We start from the raw sequence: 16463 nt of genomic DNA on the forward strand, positions 1-16463 counted from the left end.
TAGAGCCATTTATTTTGAATTCAATCATTATACAGCTTACCGTCTTTTCTTATATAATTAGAATGATTTAAATCAAAGGGGGAACTAATTATGGTACAACGATTTGATGCATTAGTCGTGGACAAGCAAGAGGACCAATTTTCCGTTAGCATTCAGGAACTAACACTTGATGACTTACCTCAAGGCGAAGTGCTCATCCGCGTTCATTATTCAGGTGTGAATTATAAAGATAGCCTAGCTAGCATTCCGAATGGAAACATAGTCACAAACTATCCAATTGTTCCGGGAATTGATTTAGCTGGTGTTGTCGTTTCATCAGAGAATCCCCGTTTTAAAGAGGGAGACGAAGTCATTGCGACTTCCTATGGAATCGGCGTTTCCCAATCCGGGGGCTATAGTGAATTTGCCCGCGTTCCTGCAGAGTGGATTGTTCCACTTCCTGAGGGCCTTACATTGAAAGAAGCGATGGTTATCGGGACGGCTGGTTTTACTGCGGCCTTATCGGTTCTCCGTCTAGAAGAAAATAACCTCACTCCTGATCAAGGAAGTGTTCTCGTAACTGGTGCAACAGGTGGGGTCGGCAGCTTTGCAGTCTCGATACTTTCCAAACTTGGCTATTCGGTTGAGGCGAGTACAGGAAAAGAATCAGAACACGGGTACCTAAAGGAAATTGGTGCCTCAACAATTGTATCACGTGAAGATGTCTACAATGGCAAGCTTCGGGCACTAGGCAAACAAAAGTGGAGTGGTGCGGTTGACCCAGTTGGCGGAGAACCACTTGCTTCTGTCCTTAGTCAAATTCAATACGGAGGTTCTGTTGCGGTAAGTGGATTAACAGCAGGTACCAATCTACCAGCTACTGTCTTTCCATTCATCCTAAGAGGTGTTAATTTACTCGGAATTGATTCCGTGAATTGCCCAATGGATACGAGATTGAAGGTTTGGCAGCGACTCGCTACCGATTTTAAGCTGGCACATTTAGAACAGCTCATACAACGGGAAATTACCCTTAAAGATTTACCGGATGTCCTTCCTACCCTTTTAAAAGGGGAAGCAAGAGGCAGAACAATCGTTAAACTATAAACCAAAAAGTGACGAGAGCATTGACTTCTCGTCACTTTTCATTGTGAATTTTTATCGATAGGGAGAATGATATCAACGATGGTTCCTTTTCCTACTTCACTACTAAATTGGATTTCACCCTTATGCTCATGAATGATTTTAGTACTGACCATGAGTCCTAATCCTGTTCCTTTTTCCGTTGTACTATAAAAAGGCTGTCCTAAATGCTTTATACGCTCTTCTGAGATTCCACTACCCTGATCAATAAAGGAGATAACTATGGATTCCCCTTCATATTTTAACTGAATATGCAGTTTCCCTCCTTTAGGCATTGCTTCTATCGCATTATTAACGACATTAGTAAACACCTGTTTTAACTGAGTAGGCTCACCAAGGACCCATGCAAAATTCTTTTTATATTCTTTGATAATTTCAACGTCATTTATTATCGCCTGAAACTCGGCTAACATAATTACACTGTCTAATATATCGGTAAGCTGAATCGATTCCCAAACCTTCGCTTCAGGCTCTGCTAAGCTCAAAAATTCATTGGCTAAAATTTCAATTTTCTCAACTTCACTTACAGTCATTTCAAGATAGTCCTTTTTATCAGGGCTTTCTCTCAATAGTTGTAAAAATCCTTTAACCGTTGTTAACGGATTCCTTATTTCATGTGCAATACCCGCAGCCATCTGCCCCACCGCAGATAGCATGTTAGATTTACAAAGTATTTCTTCTGTTTTCTTACGCTCGGTAATATCTCTGCAAAACACCTGTATGGCTGGACGGTCCTTATAAATAATCGGAAGTCCAAGTGTTTCTCCATAAAATTCTTGTCCATCAAGTCTAATGAACCTTTGCTCCAATAAATCAACTGCTTTATAATCGTCTCTCATTATCTTGATTCGTTTTTTTACAGTTTCTAGAGAATCAGGGTGAACGAACTGAAAAACGGACATGCCAATAATATCATCTACACTATCCATACCTAGCATTTTTGCCCCCATAGGATTCATATACTCAATGACCCCATTACGATGCACAAAAATCGCTTCAGGTGATACTTCCACTAAACTGCGATACCTTTCTTCACTTTCCTTCAAGGCAGCTTCAGCAAGCTTTTGATCCGTGATATCCCGATAAACGAAGGACAATGCACTCGGCTCATTTTTATTGTCTCGGATAGTAAAAAGGGAGATGCTCACATTGATTAACTGGCCATCTTTTCTTTGTCTAACCGTTTCAAAGCCTTTCTTTTGTTCCCCTTCCCTAACCTGGCTATGCAATTCATTTACTGACTCCTTCAAGAATTCAGGAATAATCGGAAACGGCTTACCTATTATTTCATCATTTTTCCAACCAAAAAAATCTTCAAAAGCAGAATTAACTTGAAGGGTTTTTCCTTCCAGATCAACGATAGAAATGGCGTCCGCATTATTCTCCATGAAAGACTTAAGTTGCTCTGTGATTTCCTCCGACTGTTCTCCCATTTGCCTTTGCCCATAATTAACAAGCCTTTTACTCATCAATTTTTTTATTCCTTTCTTATCCGGAAATTTACTGTCTCAATTTTACAGTATCAGTAAATCATTTGCTAGTTTTATCATATGATATTTTGATTACATACTTGACACACAAAGAGGCCAAACCTCCATATAAGGTTCAGCCTCTTTCCTAAAATGTATTATAAATATTCTCACATTCTTCAGCTGTGGGTTCATAAAAACAATGAAGCTTAAAACGCCCTACTAAAGGCTGGTTATACCAGGTTGCCGGACAATCTCCCGGTGGCCTGAAGTACCATAGGCTAAATTTTGAAGGCCATATCCTTTCACCATTTACACTACGACGCGCAAGTCTTTTTTCTCTCTCTCTTGCTCGTTGATAAAAATATCCTTTTTGAACAGCCTCGAAGGCATGTTCCTGATAGATCATATCCGGAATCGTCCTTAATCCTTTAAAATCGGAACAATTCGACCTTATCCGATTGACCCCTACATTACCGATCATCAGCATGCCTTGATCACCTTCACCCTCGCCTTCTGCTCTAAGCAATCTCGCCAGTAAGGCTAGATCGGCGTCAGTGTGCTTTACAACGGCCATCCTATCACCTCCACTTTTTTTATCCTATGCCTAGTAGGTAGAAAAATGACTTCTTGATTTAACAAAACCTACATACACACTACATGTCCTATCAACAATGCGGCACTATACTTATGTAAGGGTGGATAGCACGCGTGGCTATCATGGTATTTGGCGAAGGCGGGGCCAGTACTTTTCATACATATAAAAAAGACGACACCTAATGTGCCGTCTTTTCCATTTCCCCATCAATCCTGCGGATCAAAAGCTGCTTCGAACGCTAAGGATACCTTTTCGAACTCCTCGTCCGTTTCGATATCAATCAGCTCTCCTTCACCTTCGACTCTGAAAAAGAAAATATCGATATCTTCCTCTGTATCTTCTTCTATGTCTTCAAGCAAGCCCACAGCTACATATTCCGTTCCTTCTACATCTAATGATCCCAGAACTTCAACTTCATGGCCCTCGTCATTGTCATCAGTAAGGGTGAAAACTTCACCTTCTCGAATTTTTCCCATAATATCTCTCCTCTCATATCCATTAATAATGGCGTTGTTCCCATAGTATATCTACTATTTCATATAGAAACAAATTTTTGCTTACAAAAAGATAAATTCTTTTCTTTCTTTGAAATATGTCACTATAGCCTCAATATATTTTTCGTATTCCCCTGTCCTTAACAAATGACTTCTCCACTATACATGTGTAGACAATACTTTTTCTTCATTAAGTATTGTCTATTGATTTATCGATCACTTTTCACGATTTACCAGTCCATTCTTCCTTCATTAATCATTTTTTTAATAATCAGACAAACACTGCCTCAAATTGTAATTTTATTACGAATAATGTTATATATACTAGTATTAGCATATTGCACCTAAACAGAAGGAGGAAGTTCCTTGGCTATAAAAAGAGTCGATCATATTGGAGTTGTTGTTAGAGATCTTGAAAAATCCATAATCTTTTATCAGGATGTTTTAGATTTAAAATTGAAATCGCGGGTGCCACATACAGATGGGGTAATCCAACTAGCATTCCTTGGATACAATGATTCAAACGAAACAGAAATTGAATTAATTCAAGGTTATAGCGACACGCTGCCATCCGAAGCAACAATTCATCATTTTGCCATCAGTGTCGATGATATAGAAGAAGAATATGCTCGGATTCAAGGCTTTGAAAACGTCGAGCTAATTGATCAGGAAATTGTTACCCTGCCCAATGGTTATCGCTATTTCTACATATATGGACCAGAAAAAGAATGGATTGAATTTTTCCAAAGATAATTATTAATAAAAAAGCAGAGTTGCTAAAACTTCTGCTTTCTTTGCGTTGCATCATAAAACACCTCTCTTTTACAACAATGCTGAAATATATGGCTATATCATACCTACTAAAGGAATCCCCCTTCTCTTTAACCAAAATAAAAAGAACCTTACAGGTTCTTTCAGACTGTAGACAAACTCGATGAAAATCGAGTTTGTCTACAGTTTTTTTGAGGGGGTGTAAAAATTCGAACGTTGATTGGAACGTAGGGCACTCGCTTTCCGCGGGCGGTCAGGGAGCCTCCTCGGCGCCTTTGCGCCTGTGGGGTCTCCCTTGGACACGCTTTTCCCGCAGGAGTCTCGCACCTTCCGTTCCAATCAACTTTGTTTTAACAATTAGAAATAAACACTTTTTCCTACAGTCTTTTTTGTTTTAATATAGGAGTATTAAAACTTGAGGTGATGACGATGCTTTCGAAACATAATTCTATTCAGCGTTGAAATGATTACTTTGGATCAACTGGTGCCAGCGAACCATTTGGTTCGTAAAATTGAGGGGGCCATTGACTTCACTTTCATTTATGACTTGGTGAAAGAGATGTATTCAGAGATAGGCCGCCCAAGTATTGATCCAGTTATTTTAGTTAAATTGACATTCATTCAATATACCTTCGGTATTCGTTCGATGCGTAAAACGATTGAAGAAGTTGAAACGAATATGGCTTACCGTTGGTTTTTAGGTTACGGTTTCCATGATAAAGTACCTCACTTCTCAACGTTCGGGAAAAATTATGAGCGTCGCTTTAAAGATACAGACCTGTTTGAACAGATTTTTTATCGTATCTTAATGACAGCCTCAGAAAGAAAGTTAATTAGTGCAGAGCACGTATTCGTTGATTCAACACATGTGAAAGCCAGTGCGAATAAGCGGAAATTCGAAAAGAAAATCGTTCGTAAGGAAACACGAGCATATCAAGGACGCCTTCAAGAAGAAATAAATCAAGATCGTGAAAACAATGGAAAGAAGCCTTTTCCACCGGATAAATTTGATAAAGAAGAAACCAAAGAAATTAAAGAAAGTTCAACTGACCCTGAGAGTGGCTACTATGTAAAAGATGAACGAACAAAACAGTTTGCCTATTCATTTCATGCGGCTGCAGACCGCAACGGTTTTGTGCTGGGGACGATTGTAACACCAGGAAATACGCATGATAGTCATATCTTAGAGCCTCTTGTTGAACAAGTGATTGAGAAAGTTGGAAAACCTGAAGCTGTTGCCGCAGATGCAGCTTACAAAACACCAGCCATTACAAGCTACCTTTTTGGGAAAGAAATCACACCAGCTTTACCCTATACACGTCCACGAACAAAAGAAGGGTTCTTTCGCAAGCATGACTATGTTTACGATGAACATTTTAATTGTTATCTCTGCCCATCGGGCGAGATTTTAAAGTACTCAACAACAAATAAAGAGGGCTATCGCGAGTACAAATCACCCAAACACACTTGTGCGACATGCTCATTTTTATCACAGTGTACAGTAAGCAAAGACCATCAAAAAGTGGTGACACGCCATATCTGGCAAAATTATATGGAAGAAGCAGATCATCTGCGTCACCACAAGGATGTAAAACCTATATATGCGAAACGCAAAGAAACAATAGAGCGTGTATTCGCAGATGCAAAAGAAAAGCATGGTATGCGTTGGACTACTTTAAGGGGACTTAAAAAATTGTCGATGCAGGCGATGCTTACATTCGCTGCCATGAATTTAAAGAAGATTGCCAATTGGACATGGCAAGGTCCAATAATGGCTTAATAAAGTGGGCTCGTAGAGGCCCAATCTCTTAATCTTGATCAAAATTCAAAGGGAATTTCAAAAGGGGTCCAGAATTAAAACATTCTGGACCCCTTTTGTCTACAAACTGGAAAGAACCTTACAGGTTCTTTTTTGGTTTAGTTGTTAGAATGCATATTTGAATAACCCATAATATAACGGTCCAAGACAGACGACTAATGTGATTGCAGTCAATAATTTACTAATAGAATCAGGTAATTCTTCTGCTTTCTTATCACTATTGTAGTCTTTGCTCATAAAGCTGAAAATAATATCCCATAGCAAAGAACCAACAAATACGCATTTCCATACCAGAGGTGTAAGGATAGAGGTTTTCGTTATGTACCCAAATAACCCTACCCAAGTGATAATCGAAATGACAAAATCCATTTTTGCAAGAGAGGTTTTATAAGCACCTTTAATGAGAAAACCAATCGCGGCCGTTCCTAATATTCCTAAATAAATCATCCAAAATATATGTCCCATTTCTCATTCCTTCTTCCCTATGATTCTTCAATTATATGAAGAACCAAAGGAAAAGGAAATCTCTTAATAATTGAAGCCATTGTCCAAACGATGTAAGCAGAAGTTTTGCGTACAAGAACCACTACATCCACGAACATTCGATACAGGATTCAATGAAATAAAAAAGGAAGTGGTGTGAGGACTATTACGAATAAAGATGATTCAAGGGACCCTACCCCTGAATCACCTTTGCTTTTATCCCCGTTATTACCAGCTTGCCTTTTTGACACCAGGTAAATGTCCTTTATGAGCGAGGTCTCGAAAAACAATACGTGACATGTTAAATTTGCGCATATACCCACGCGGTCTTCCTGTTACTCCACAACGATTGTGAACACGTGTTGGTGAAGAGTCTCGTGGGAGTTTGGCCAATGCATCAAAGTCCCATTTCTCTTTCAATTCCCTACGGATTTCTGCATATTTTTCTACCATCGCCAACTGTTTTTGTGCTTTTACTACTTTAGATTTTTTGGCCATTTGAATCTCTCCTTTATTAAAATATAGAGAATATTTAGGTTATATAATTCTATAAACTGTTCACGATTCGTTCCGCTACCTATCTTTCTCTATAAAACGTAATCATCACGATTTAATATTCAAAATTACTTCGTTTCACGGTGAAGCGTGTGTTTCTTTAAACGCGGGCAGTACTTTTTCAATTCAATTCGATCCGGGTTATTCCGCTTGTTTTTCGTTGTGATATAATTTCGGTCCCCTGTTTCTGTGCATGCTAAAGTGATGTTTACTCTCATCTTTGTTTCCTCCTATTTAGTTTTTTAATGAACTATTTCCGTAAAAGCAGGTAATGGATCTTCATACTGAGACCAATCCTGCTGCAACTCTATTTCCGTCAATAAGCATTGATCTAATTCATTTTCGATTTCCTGTTGATTCATTTGAATGCCAATCATCACCAGTTCCGTCATCCGGTCTCCGTAAAGTTCATCCCAGCTTTTCAACAATTCAGGTTCATCCTGCAATATCTGCTGTTGTTCATCTTTAGGATAAGCTGCAATCCATTTACCTGCTCCCTGGATCATTAATGACGGTCCAGCCTGTGATAGCAGGCCTGCTGTATCGTTTCTCGATGCCAACCAAAGGAAGCCCTTTGCCCTCACCACTTCCACCGGCCAACTTTCTAACCACGTCATCAGCCGCGATGGATGAAATGGCTTTTTCCTTCTGTAAACGAAGGAGGCTATCCCAAATTCTTCGGTTTCTGGAATATGCTCTTCATTTAATTCCTTTATCCAGCCTGCTCCTTGGCTCGCCTTTTCAAAATCGAACAGATGGGTGTTCATGACTTCTTTTAGAGGCACCTGGGAATGACTCGTTTCAATGATCCGCGCATCAGGATTTATTTTTTGAAGAACCGCGTTCAATTCCGCAACTTCTTCTGCTTTCATTAAATCGATTTTATTTAAAAGAATCACATTAGCGAACTCTATTTGGTCAATCAATAGATCAACCACTTCCCTCTGATCGGCCTCATCGGTTGCCTGCATTCGATCAATAAGAGTTTCCCCTGAAGCGTAATCCTGCCAAAAGTTCTTCGCATCAACAACGGTAACCATCGTATCGAGCCGACAAAATTTTGATAAATCAATTCCCACGTTTTCATCAACATACGTGAAGGTTTGAGCGACTGGAACGGGTTCACTGATACCAGTCGATTCAATCACAATATAGTCGATATTACCTTTTGTGGACAGCTTTTCAACTTCAATCATTAAATCCTCACGAAGTGTACAGCATATGCAACCGTTCTGCATTTCCACCAACTTTTCATCTGTCCGAGTAAACCCTCCCTGTTTGACAAGGGACGCATCAATATTGACCTCGCTCATATCATTGACGATGACCGCAACCTTCAGATTCTCTCGATTTTCAAGGATATGATTCAGCAGCGTCGTCTTTCCCGCACCAAGGTATCCACTTAAAACCGTAACGGGGATTTTCTTATTTCTCATTCACAAACACTCCTTAAACATATCTGCATTTTAAATCCATTCACAAATCGAAATCATTACGATTTATAGCATAGGATTACTTTCTGTTTAAATCCACCCCCCTTATAATAAAACGTAATCATTACTATTTGCAAGTTTTTTTCGAAATTTTTATTGATTTCATTTTTCCTTCTATTACACCTTTTTTAATAGTATAAGAATCATAAAAATAAAAACAAAAATAAATGGAGGACCAATCACACATAACAGCATGTGTAAAGAACCTCCAGTGTTATTGTCATATTAACATTAAGCTACATCACCAATTTTAACCTTATTCCACCATTTCCAACTCTGAAGATTTTACTGTCTCTTGTTCAAAAGATTCAATCTCTCGTTGTTTCGCCAGTTTAGAAGCTTGTGACACGGACCACGTTAAATTCCCAAAGGCAATCACTGTCCCTACCGAGATAACTAACACCTTTTTACAAAGTATTTTCTTCAATAGCAACCTCCTGAAAATGTATTGGAATACTTCAAATATAAACCAACAATGTTAACCTAACATCAAGAAACTGTAAATGTACGGACTTATTTTTGTACTTTAGATGTAACAAAAAAAGCTGATTGCATAGGCAGTCAGCTTTTCATAGTTGATTCTTATTATTTATAAAACACTTTGTCGATATTGTATTTTGCATGAAGTTTGTTGATCATGTACGTTTCATAGATTTCACGTTCCATTGCGTCTTCTACAACAAGAATGTCAATTTTTTTGACTTCATTACGGTGTAACTTAATCGGAGAAACATTATCCTCGAAATGTTTTTTGACTCTTTGTCTTAATTTACGTGCTTTTCCGACAAAAATCAGCTCATCATTTTCGTTATAAAACATGATGATGCCGCCTTTATCACGGGGAATTAAATGAAAATCAATGAACCCGTAAATTTCTGGGATGATCGCTTCGTCTCCCTCTATTACTTGTTTCCTTTGTTTAATGCTTATATCCGCTGCAGGGATTTCAATATTTATCATTAAAAATCACGTCCTCTATTTGTGTAAGGTAAAACTTCCAACATTGGGCCTGTTTACCCTTTGATGGTTAATATGCACAAAACCAAAATTGCTGCGCCCTGTGTCAACGCCTGGCAACTTACGGCCCGGCCCGGCTCTGCTTTATTCCTAAAGGTAAATGTTATCATAATTATGAAGGAAAAGCCATGCATGCCTATTTGAGCGTTTATAAGCGATATAGATTGTAATCATGGAAATCAGTGAAAGAACACATATATTAAAAACCTATATCACGGTCCTATGTATATTTTACCCCAACATATAAAGAAGAAGACCCGTTAAGAGTCTCCTTCTTTATCAGAAATATCCGTTACCACTTGTGAGCCTTTGCATTACTTTTTAGTTTAATGTTTGTTTGCGATTCTTGCGTATGGCCATTTACTTGAGACTTGGAACGCTTAGGTCTTGTCCAGTTATGGTGAAACTTTTGAGAATGTGGATCTAATTGATCTTTATAACTCATTCTGTATCACCTCATCAATAGGATTTGGATATTCTGTACACGTGATAGGTCATCCCTATCACATGTCCTAGTATTTGATTTTTGCAAGGCATTCATACACCACTATTATTAAAAAGTAAATTCCATGGATTTACCTTTTGAAAGGACCTTCCCTTGACTATCAATCGCATCACTTGTCATAAAGGAAATTCCCTTCACATCTTTAGCACTTAGAATGAAACCAATGTTCCCCTGCTTTGAGCCATTTCCTTCTATTTCCCCGTTCAGCTCTTCTAAGTAGATGTCATCTTCCCATGTCATATGTTTCCCACTGTCAGTTTCCAGAAAAGCAACCGGGGAGAACATAACGTTTTTCTCTGAAGTATTTTTGATTTCAACATTCACTTTTACGATATCGAATTCGTCATCATGTGTGTATCCATGAAAGAAATCAATCATACTGTAATCCGGGAAGGCATGCATCACCTTTATATCTTTGATTACTACCTCAATCGGACCGACCTTCAGAGACTCATTTGCCTTATTATAGGCCTTTAATGTTAGTTCACCTTTTGCATCGGAGACCGTTTGGCCAATTTGTTTCAGGTTAATATCATCAGGAAGTTGTGGATTCGGAACATAGACATCCTTTTTCACCAATGGTTGTGCAACTTCCTCCGTTTTTTCTTTCCCTTTCTGTTCGTCAAAAGCTGGTTGAGTGTTTAGAGCACCAAATGTGGTTAATAAAAGGGCACCAATAATTAGTTTGTTCACGGAATCCCTCCCAGAATTCATTACCTTTTCTTTAATAGATCAAAGATGATCTTAGCCTGGTCCGTATTATCAACCTGGCCAGCAAAGCGCTCTTTATATGGACCGTATGCATAGACCGGTACATCTTCACCTGTATGACCGCCGGTTGTCCACGCGGTATTAGTCCGATTATCAAATATTGCTTCTATAGCATTATCGATGTTCGTCACATTTTTTGTTTTAGCTGCATCTGAAACCGTTTTGATTTCATCTTTAGTCAGCTTGACTTTATTTTGATCAATATATTGTTTTAAAGTCTTTTCTACATCCGCGCCTTTCACGATCGCATCAGCCATAAAGTCAGGTGTACGTTTTGCAGCCTTAATCGGTTCACCGAACCAGTTATAAATACCCTTTGCTCCAATTGAGAATCCTCCAGTAGAATGGTCAGCAGTCGCCACTACCAAGGTATGCTTGTCTTTCTTTGCAAATTCAATGGCCGCTTTGTATGCTTTTTCAAAGTCCTCCATTTCACTCATCGCACCTACAATGTCATTATCATGTCCAGCCCAATCGACTTGGCTTCCTTCAACCATCAAGAAGAACCCATCTTTATCTTTGTTCAAACGCTGAATGGCTGAATTTGTCATGTCTTTCAAAGAAGGAGTTTCGTTTGGACGATCAATCATTTTCGGTAGTCCTTCTGAAGCAAACAAACCAAGAACCTGTTTATTTTTATCCTTTAACATTTGATTTTTATCGGTTACATAACTATAGCCATCTTTTTTGAAGGCTTTCGTCAAATCAATATCCGGTCGGACAAAATTGGATTTCCCACCACCTAGCAGGACGTCAATCTTATGTTTGCCATTAATTAATTCCTTATAATAATCATCCGCAATAGCATTCATGTTTTTCCGGCTTTCATCATGTGCACCAAAGGAAGCTGGTGTAGCATGAGTGATTTCCGAAGTCGCAACAAGTCCAGTCGCTTTTCCTCTTTCCTTTGCGGCTTCCAACACCGTTTTGACATTAGATTTATCATTATCAACAGCGATTGCAGCGTTATAGGTTTTCACACCTGCAGACATCGCCGTTGCCGCTGAAGCTGAATCCGTTATGTTTTGTGCAGAATCCTCTGGGTATGTCATCTGCTGACCAACCAAGTATTTATCAAACTCTGTCCTTTCTGCCACTGAAGTAGCAGGATTATCTTTTAAATACCGGTAAGCGGAGGTATAGGAAACACCCATGCCGTCACCTATCAAGAAAATGACGTTTCTAATTTCTGGTGATTTTTGTGATTTTTCCTTTGCCAACGCATCTTCATTAGTTGTGGACCATGTTAAACTTCCAATTGCTAAGGCAGAAACGAGGGTAATAGGCAAAAATCTTTTACTCAATTTACTCTTCAAAAAAATGACCTCCCATAAATTAGTTCATATATTTAATTAAACTATAAGGGAAGAAGATGAACCTAGTGTCAAGGAAATGTAAAAATGCAGCGGTTTAATTGTTAAGACAGAGTAAATACAAATTAGGAAAAGACGGAGTCATCGTAATATAGTTCGAGGTGGACTGCTTCAACAAACGGATGCCAGTTCTGCTACTTCAGATGAGGTTTTCCAGATGATAATAGAAAGTACTCCACTCCAAAAAGTGACTGCCCCTGAAGAGGCAGCCGATGCTGTGTTATTCTTCACATCCCCCTGGAGCAGGGCTGTAACTAGTCGAACTTAGTTGTGGATTTTATGGATTAACCATGGAGATGGACAATCATGTCTAAAGTAAAAAAAGCGCTCTATTCCAGAGCGCTTTTTAATATTACTTCTCTACCTTCAAACATTCCAAAGCACGGGCTGCATTCACTCGCGCAATTTCGACTGAATCGGCGGAAGATAAAGCAACAGCTACCCTTCTACCAACCTTCGTGACCGGTTTTCCAAAGACGCGCACTTGTGTATTCGGCAAAGCCAAGGCTTGTTCAACACCAACTATAGAATATTCCGATAACTCAACTGGCGCTTTTAACGGACGGCTGGCTCCTGGAGTAATCAGCGTGATTTCTGGAATTGGAAACCCTAGAATTGCTCTTACATGCAGGGCAAACTCCGATAAATTTTGGGTAGCTAATGTCACTAGCCCTGTATCATGCGGGCGTGGAGAAACTTCACTGAAATAGACTTTATCTCCAGATAGGAAAAGTTCTACCCCAAATAATCCGTATCCTCCAAGTTCATCTGTAATGGCTTGGGCAATTCTTTTCGCCTCTACGATTTGTGCTTCTGTCATATTATGAGGTTGCCAAGATTCAATATAGTCCCCACCCTGCTGAATATGACCGATTGGAGCACAAAACATCGTTCCATTTACTGCACGAACAGTAAGGAGCGTGATTTCAGAATCAAAACGAATAAATTCTTCAATTATCACTCGTCCATTTTGAACCCGGCCGCCTTCCATCGCAATTTGCCAACATTCTTCAAGATCATCTTCCGTACGGCAGACACTTTGCCCTTTCCCTGAAGAACTCATTAGCGGTTTTACGACATTAGGAAACCCAATCTCTTTGGCAGCTAGGACAAATTCTTCATATGTATCAGCAAATTTGTAAGCAGCAGTTGGAAGCTCTAGTGTTTCAGAAGCCAACCTTCTAATTCCTTCACGATCCATTGTTAACTTAGCCGCTCTTGCTGTTGGAATGACATGAAAGCCCTCATCCTCTAATTTGATTAATTCAGATGTGGCAATAGCCTCAATTTCCGGCACAATTAAATCGGGTTGTTCTTTTTCAACAATTTCCCTAAGCTGATTCGCATCCAGCATATCGATGACATAACTTCGATGAGCAACTTGCATTGCAGGTGCCTGTTCATAGCGGTCTACGGCAACGGTCTCTACACCAAGACGCTGTGCTTCAAGAATGACCTCTTTACCTAATTCACCCGAACCTAATAATAAAATCTTTTTCGATTTATACATCCAGTCTCTCCCCCTCCATGTCTTCAAAACCATTATATACGAACTATAAATGAATAAACACAAAATTTTATTCGTCTTTTCATTTATTTTTCTCTATTAATAGCAAGTGAACGTAATAAATACAGGTTTTTTAACAAATAAAACGCTTAACACAAAAACCAATATTTAATTCACACTTGACAACTAAGATTAATATGTTTTATGCTGGTTTTATGTAATAAAATATATCGGCTGACTAGTTCACTAGAGGCTCTCTATTCAACAACATGAATAGGGGGCCTTTTCGTTATTATCAAATGAGGGAGGAATTTACTTTGCAAAAAGAATTACTAAGGCCTATGTTCCCTATTATGAAGGAGAAAAAAAATACCCGCTTAGAAGAGATGGAGTACCTACATCTGCCTGATAGAAAATTTTTTCAATGGTGCCAGCAGCAATATTCGCTGAATAAAGGAGTTTACAATACGATTGATAATTGGTTTTATGAATATGGTATCATCCATATCCTTAACCGTCGGATCAACCTTTTAGCCTTCTTGGAATTTGCTACTTCTCCAGAACAGGCAGCTGGAAAGACAAAGTTCATTAAATTTGGCAATGGCGGCCTAACAAAAAAACTTCAGGAATTCATCGCTCGTTAACATGGTTAACACTAAAGAATCCCACCTCAGTGAGAAGTCAAATTCCCTTCACTAAGGTGGGTATACAGGAGTAGATGTCGAAATTTGTTCTACGATTTTTTTGTAAATGTAAGCGCTTTCTATTATAATAAACTTAGGTTGGATGGCATGCGTGGCCGTCAATGTATCTGGCGTAGGTGGGGCCGATACTAGCGCTAAAGGAGTCAAGCTTCTTTACCGTAAAACTATTAGTATACCTTTTAGGTAAGGGCTGCAATTTAAGTAATACGAATGCTGGAGAAAAATCGTTACTTTTAGGCTTAAAAACGAGTTAATCATGCAATCAATAAGGAAATTCAAACTTTACCTTATTATTGAAGCAGCCCTCATCGTTTCCGGTCTAATAGTTTATAAGACTAAAAGCTCTTCCCCTAAAGACCCGGAGTTGAGCTTTTTCACATGGACAAATTCACATATACAAACCAGCTAAAAAAATCCCCAGCGTTTTCTGATAAATCTCATCAAATTGTGTTAAAGGAAGCGGGTTTTTTCCTTTGCCGAGTTCAACGGTAAACCCCGGCCTCCGCCAATCCTGAATAAACCAATCCTTATATCCTGCATAACTATTAGCGGATTTGACGGGCTCATAACCGCTGACCCTCGCAAATTCATTGACGATCGTTTTAGACTCGGGTGGTTCCAAATCTTCAAATCCCCAATAAATGACCTCCCCTTGGGTATGAAAAGCAAGCACTCTGTCAAAATCCCGTTTTCTTGTCAAATCAGCCATCGCAATTGCCTCTGGCTGCGTTAGCGGACCTTTTCCAGAATAATTTGCTGGTCCTGGCTTCGTTACCATATTGCGAGCTTGTTCTAGCTCCCATTTGGCGGGAAACTGATCATTCAGATCGACTCCATTGATATTAGCTTTCCAGCCGGAAAAATCCTCGCTATTATTATTCCATTCCACGAGCTGTGATTTCAATGAGGCATCAGCAGGTGGTCCTTTTAGAACCAGCTCCACTCCATCAGGATTCACCATCGGAACGAGAGATAGCATCGTCTGCTGATAATAAGGGAACAGAGATAGACTGCGGATCCCAGTTTGATTCGTGATTGCCATTAAATAATCATTTAAAAAAGTCATAATCACAGGGGTCGTAATCCACTCATTTGCATGAAATGAACCATCATAGTGCACTCGTTTGTCACCATTCCCAATCAGCACTTCAGGGATCTCCCTCCCGAGAACCGAATCTCCAATCGAGGATGTTTTAATAAAAGGATAAATGCTTTTCAGTCGTTTTACATCATTCATCATCATTTGATAATCATATTCCTGATTTCCTTGAACAAGCCTCCAAGTAATCCTTAATGGTACAGAAATCGTCTGGCCAATTTTCAAGGCATTCGCATTGAGACTAGGATTAACCAAAAATAGTGCATCCAATGGAAGATTGCGTGATTTGGCAATCGCCCATAAGGAATCCCCTTTCTTAATATGATGACCAGTCGTCGTAAAGCCCGGAATTTTGATCTTCTGTCCTATCTTGAGGGCAAGAGGATCAATCCCGCTATTGGAATCAATTATCAGTTGATAATTCACATTGAATAATTGGCTATAATGCCACAAGGAATCATTCTGCCGCACAAAAACGTCCATACTGCACCTCCACTTATCCAAATGTATGCTGGTTTGACCAAATTATTGCCAATTTTCATCCCAATAATGGGTTGTGCCAATACACAAATACAAACCGCTTTGGTTGGCATCACTGTCACATTGGTCAAATAGCCCAGCTCAATTTTCTCCACATCAAGCCGTTTAACCTTCAAATAAATACAGGCATCCATTTATAAATGGAT

General features: G+C 39.2%; 20 protein-coding genes. 5 read left to right on the plus strand and 15 right to left on the minus strand.

From position 1 onward, the window contains the following. Positions 1 to 90: 90 nt before the first annotated feature. Positions 91 to 1083: an NADPH:quinone oxidoreductase family protein gene (locus JFV29_RS25175; protein WP_201187093.1), complete on the plus strand. Its 993-nt coding sequence runs from the start codon at positions 91 to 93 to the stop codon at positions 1081 to 1083. Between the two features lie 38 nt (positions 1084 to 1121). On the opposite strand, the gene JFV29_RS25180 is transcribed toward JFV29_RS25175, so the two are convergent. The 3 genes from JFV29_RS25180 to JFV29_RS25190 form a co-directional block, all read right to left on the minus strand. Continuing rightward, positions 1122 to 2588: a PAS domain S-box protein gene (locus tag JFV29_RS25180; protein WP_201187094.1), complete on the minus strand. Its 1467-nt coding sequence runs from the start codon at positions 2586 to 2588 to the stop codon at positions 1122 to 1124. A gap of 148 nt (positions 2589 to 2736) precedes the next feature. After that, complete coding sequence (locus tag JFV29_RS25185) at positions 2737 to 3165, minus strand: cell wall hydrolase (protein ID WP_201187096.1); 429 nt, start codon at positions 3163 to 3165, stop codon at positions 2737 to 2739. Positions 3166 to 3392: 227 nt separating this feature from the next. Continuing rightward, a complete protein-coding gene (locus JFV29_RS25190; protein ID WP_056523102.1) occupies positions 3393 to 3662 on the minus strand; it encodes a DUF1292 domain-containing protein in 270 nt (89 codons plus the stop codon). 384 nt (positions 3663 to 4046) lie between these two features. Between JFV29_RS25190 and JFV29_RS25195 the strand changes: the two genes are divergently transcribed. Then, positions 4047 to 4433, plus strand: a complete 387-nt coding sequence (locus tag JFV29_RS25195) for a VOC family protein (protein ID WP_201187098.1) — start codon at positions 4047 to 4049, stop codon at positions 4431 to 4433. A 481-nt stretch (positions 4434 to 4914) separates the two neighbouring features. Next, positions 4915 to 6231 carry an IS1182 family transposase gene (locus JFV29_RS25200; protein WP_201187100.1) on the plus strand — a complete coding sequence of 439 codons (1317 nt, stop codon included), beginning with the start codon at positions 4915 to 4917 and terminating at the stop codon, positions 6229 to 6231. A 144-nt stretch (positions 6232 to 6375) separates the two neighbouring features. Here JFV29_RS25200 and JFV29_RS25205 read toward each other — a convergent pair whose 3' ends face one another. The 9 genes from JFV29_RS25205 to JFV29_RS25245 form a co-directional block, all read right to left on the minus strand. Further along, entirely contained in the window at positions 6376 to 6735 is a 360-nt protein-coding gene (locus JFV29_RS25205) for a hypothetical protein (RefSeq protein WP_242486941.1), read from the minus strand. 246 nt (positions 6736 to 6981) lie between these two features. Beyond that, on the minus strand, positions 6982 to 7251 hold the full coding sequence (gene rpsN, locus JFV29_RS25210) for a 30S ribosomal protein S14 (RefSeq protein WP_201187101.1): 270 nt from the start codon (positions 7249 to 7251) through the stop codon (positions 6982 to 6984). 125 nt (positions 7252 to 7376) lie between these two features. Further along, positions 7377 to 7526, minus strand: coding sequence for a 50S ribosomal protein L33 (rpmG, locus tag JFV29_RS25215; RefSeq protein ID WP_053348792.1), 150 nt, complete (start codon positions 7524 to 7526; stop codon positions 7377 to 7379). Between the two features lie 24 nt (positions 7527 to 7550). Next, positions 7551 to 8744: a GTP-binding protein gene (locus JFV29_RS25220; protein WP_201187103.1), complete on the minus strand. Its 1194-nt coding sequence runs from the start codon at positions 8742 to 8744 to the stop codon at positions 7551 to 7553. Positions 8745 to 9057: 313 nt separating this feature from the next. Beyond that, positions 9058 to 9228 carry a hypothetical protein gene (locus JFV29_RS25225; protein WP_201187105.1) on the minus strand — a complete coding sequence of 57 codons (171 nt, stop codon included), beginning with the start codon at positions 9226 to 9228 and terminating at the stop codon, positions 9058 to 9060. A gap of 158 nt (positions 9229 to 9386) precedes the next feature. Beyond that, positions 9387 to 9761 (minus strand): nucleotide excision repair endonuclease, encoded by a 375-nt coding sequence (locus tag JFV29_RS25230; RefSeq protein WP_053348790.1) that lies wholly within the window; start codon positions 9759 to 9761, stop codon positions 9387 to 9389. Positions 9762 to 10110: 349 nt separating this feature from the next. Next, positions 10111 to 10263 carry a YpzG family protein gene (locus tag JFV29_RS25235; RefSeq protein WP_201187107.1) on the minus strand — a complete coding sequence of 51 codons (153 nt, stop codon included), beginning with the start codon at positions 10261 to 10263 and terminating at the stop codon, positions 10111 to 10113. Positions 10264 to 10371: 108 nt separating this feature from the next. Further along, complete coding sequence (locus tag JFV29_RS25240; RefSeq protein ID WP_201187109.1) at positions 10372 to 11016, minus strand: DUF4352 domain-containing protein; 645 nt, start codon at positions 11014 to 11016, stop codon at positions 10372 to 10374. A 20-nt stretch (positions 11017 to 11036) separates the two neighbouring features. Then, positions 11037 to 12410, minus strand: coding sequence for an alkaline phosphatase (locus JFV29_RS25245; RefSeq protein ID WP_274607084.1), 1374 nt, complete (start codon positions 12408 to 12410; stop codon positions 11037 to 11039). Between the two features lie 163 nt (positions 12411 to 12573). On the opposite strand from JFV29_RS25245, the gene JFV29_RS25250 reads away from it, so the two are divergent. Then, the gene (locus tag JFV29_RS25250; protein WP_242485482.1) at positions 12574 to 12735 is read left to right on the plus strand and encodes a hypothetical protein; all 162 of its coding nucleotides are present in this window, start codon (positions 12574 to 12576) and stop codon (positions 12733 to 12735) included. 84 nt (positions 12736 to 12819) lie between these two features. Here the strand turns inward: JFV29_RS25250 and purT are convergent, their stop codons facing one another. Continuing rightward, on the minus strand, positions 12820 to 13977 hold the full coding sequence (purT, locus tag JFV29_RS25255; RefSeq protein ID WP_201187111.1) for a phosphoribosylglycinamide formyltransferase 2: 1158 nt from the start codon (positions 13975 to 13977) through the stop codon (positions 12820 to 12822). Positions 13978 to 14291: 314 nt separating this feature from the next. On the opposite strand from purT, the gene JFV29_RS25260 reads away from it, so the two are divergent. Next, positions 14292 to 14618, plus strand: a complete 327-nt coding sequence (locus tag JFV29_RS25260; protein WP_242485367.1) for a hypothetical protein — start codon at positions 14292 to 14294, stop codon at positions 14616 to 14618. A gap of 448 nt (positions 14619 to 15066) precedes the next feature. Here the strand turns inward: JFV29_RS25260 and JFV29_RS25265 are convergent, their stop codons facing one another. Together JFV29_RS25265 and JFV29_RS25270 are read right to left on the minus strand one after the other, a co-directional pair. Further along, entirely contained in the window at positions 15067 to 16260 is a 1194-nt protein-coding gene (locus tag JFV29_RS25265; protein WP_201187113.1) for a M14 family metallopeptidase, read from the minus strand. Continuing rightward, positions 16200 to 16451: a hypothetical protein gene (locus JFV29_RS25270; protein ID WP_201187115.1), complete on the minus strand. Its 252-nt coding sequence runs from the start codon at positions 16449 to 16451 to the stop codon at positions 16200 to 16202. The genes JFV29_RS25265 and JFV29_RS25270 overlap by 61 nt, the downstream gene beginning before the upstream one ends. Between the last annotated feature and the right edge of the window lie 12 nt (positions 16452 to 16463).

The sequence above is a fragment of the Peribacillus sp. TH16 genome (assembly GCF_016651095.1).
GTDB classification, from domain to species: domain Bacteria; phylum Bacillota; class Bacilli; order Bacillales; family DSM-1321; genus Peribacillus; species Peribacillus butanolivorans.

What these genes read in the sequence shown, in the direction of transcription:
- purT (WP_201187111.1), bottom strand. Translation starts at nt 13,977, where the DNA reads ATGTATAAATCGAAAAAGATTTTATTATTAGGTTCGGGTGAATTAGGT.
- rpsN (WP_201187101.1), bottom strand. Translation starts at nt 7,251, where the DNA reads ATGGCCAAAAAATCTAAAGTAGTAAAAGCACAAAAACAGTTGGCGATG.
- JFV29_RS25220 (WP_201187103.1), bottom strand. Translation starts at nt 8,744, where the DNA reads ATGAGAAATAAGAAAATCCCCGTTACGGTTTTAAGTGGATACCTTGGT.
- JFV29_RS25190 (WP_056523102.1), bottom strand. Translation starts at nt 3,662, where the DNA reads ATGGGAAAAATTCGAGAAGGTGAAGTTTTCACCCTTACTGATGACAAT.
- JFV29_RS25265 (WP_201187113.1), bottom strand. Translation starts at nt 16,260, where the DNA reads ATGGACGTTTTTGTGCGGCAGAATGATTCCTTGTGGCATTATAGCCAA.
- JFV29_RS25205 (WP_242486941.1), bottom strand. Translation starts at nt 6,735, where the DNA reads ATGGGACATATATTTTGGATGATTTATTTAGGAATATTAGGAACGGCC.
- rpmG (WP_053348792.1), bottom strand. Translation starts at nt 7,526, where the DNA reads ATGAGAGTAAACATCACTTTAGCATGCACAGAAACAGGGGACCGAAAT.
- JFV29_RS25200 (WP_201187100.1), top strand. Translation starts at nt 4,915, where the DNA reads ATGATTACTTTGGATCAACTGGTGCCAGCGAACCATTTGGTTCGTAAA.
- JFV29_RS25175 (WP_201187093.1), top strand. Translation starts at nt 91, where the DNA reads ATGGTACAACGATTTGATGCATTAGTCGTGGACAAGCAAGAGGACCAA.
- JFV29_RS25180 (WP_201187094.1), bottom strand. Translation starts at nt 2,588, where the DNA reads ATGAGTAAAAGGCTTGTTAATTATGGGCAAAGGCAAATGGGAGAACAG.
- JFV29_RS25270 (WP_201187115.1), bottom strand. Translation starts at nt 16,451, where the DNA reads ATGGATGCCTGTATTTATTTGAAGGTTAAACGGCTTGATGTGGAGAAA.
- JFV29_RS25235 (WP_201187107.1), bottom strand. Translation starts at nt 10,263, where the DNA reads ATGAGTTATAAAGATCAATTAGATCCACATTCTCAAAAGTTTCACCAT.
- JFV29_RS25185 (WP_201187096.1), bottom strand. Translation starts at nt 3,165, where the DNA reads ATGGCCGTTGTAAAGCACACTGACGCCGATCTAGCCTTACTGGCGAGA.
- JFV29_RS25230 (WP_053348790.1), bottom strand. Translation starts at nt 9,761, where the DNA reads ATGATAAATATTGAAATCCCTGCAGCGGATATAAGCATTAAACAAAGG.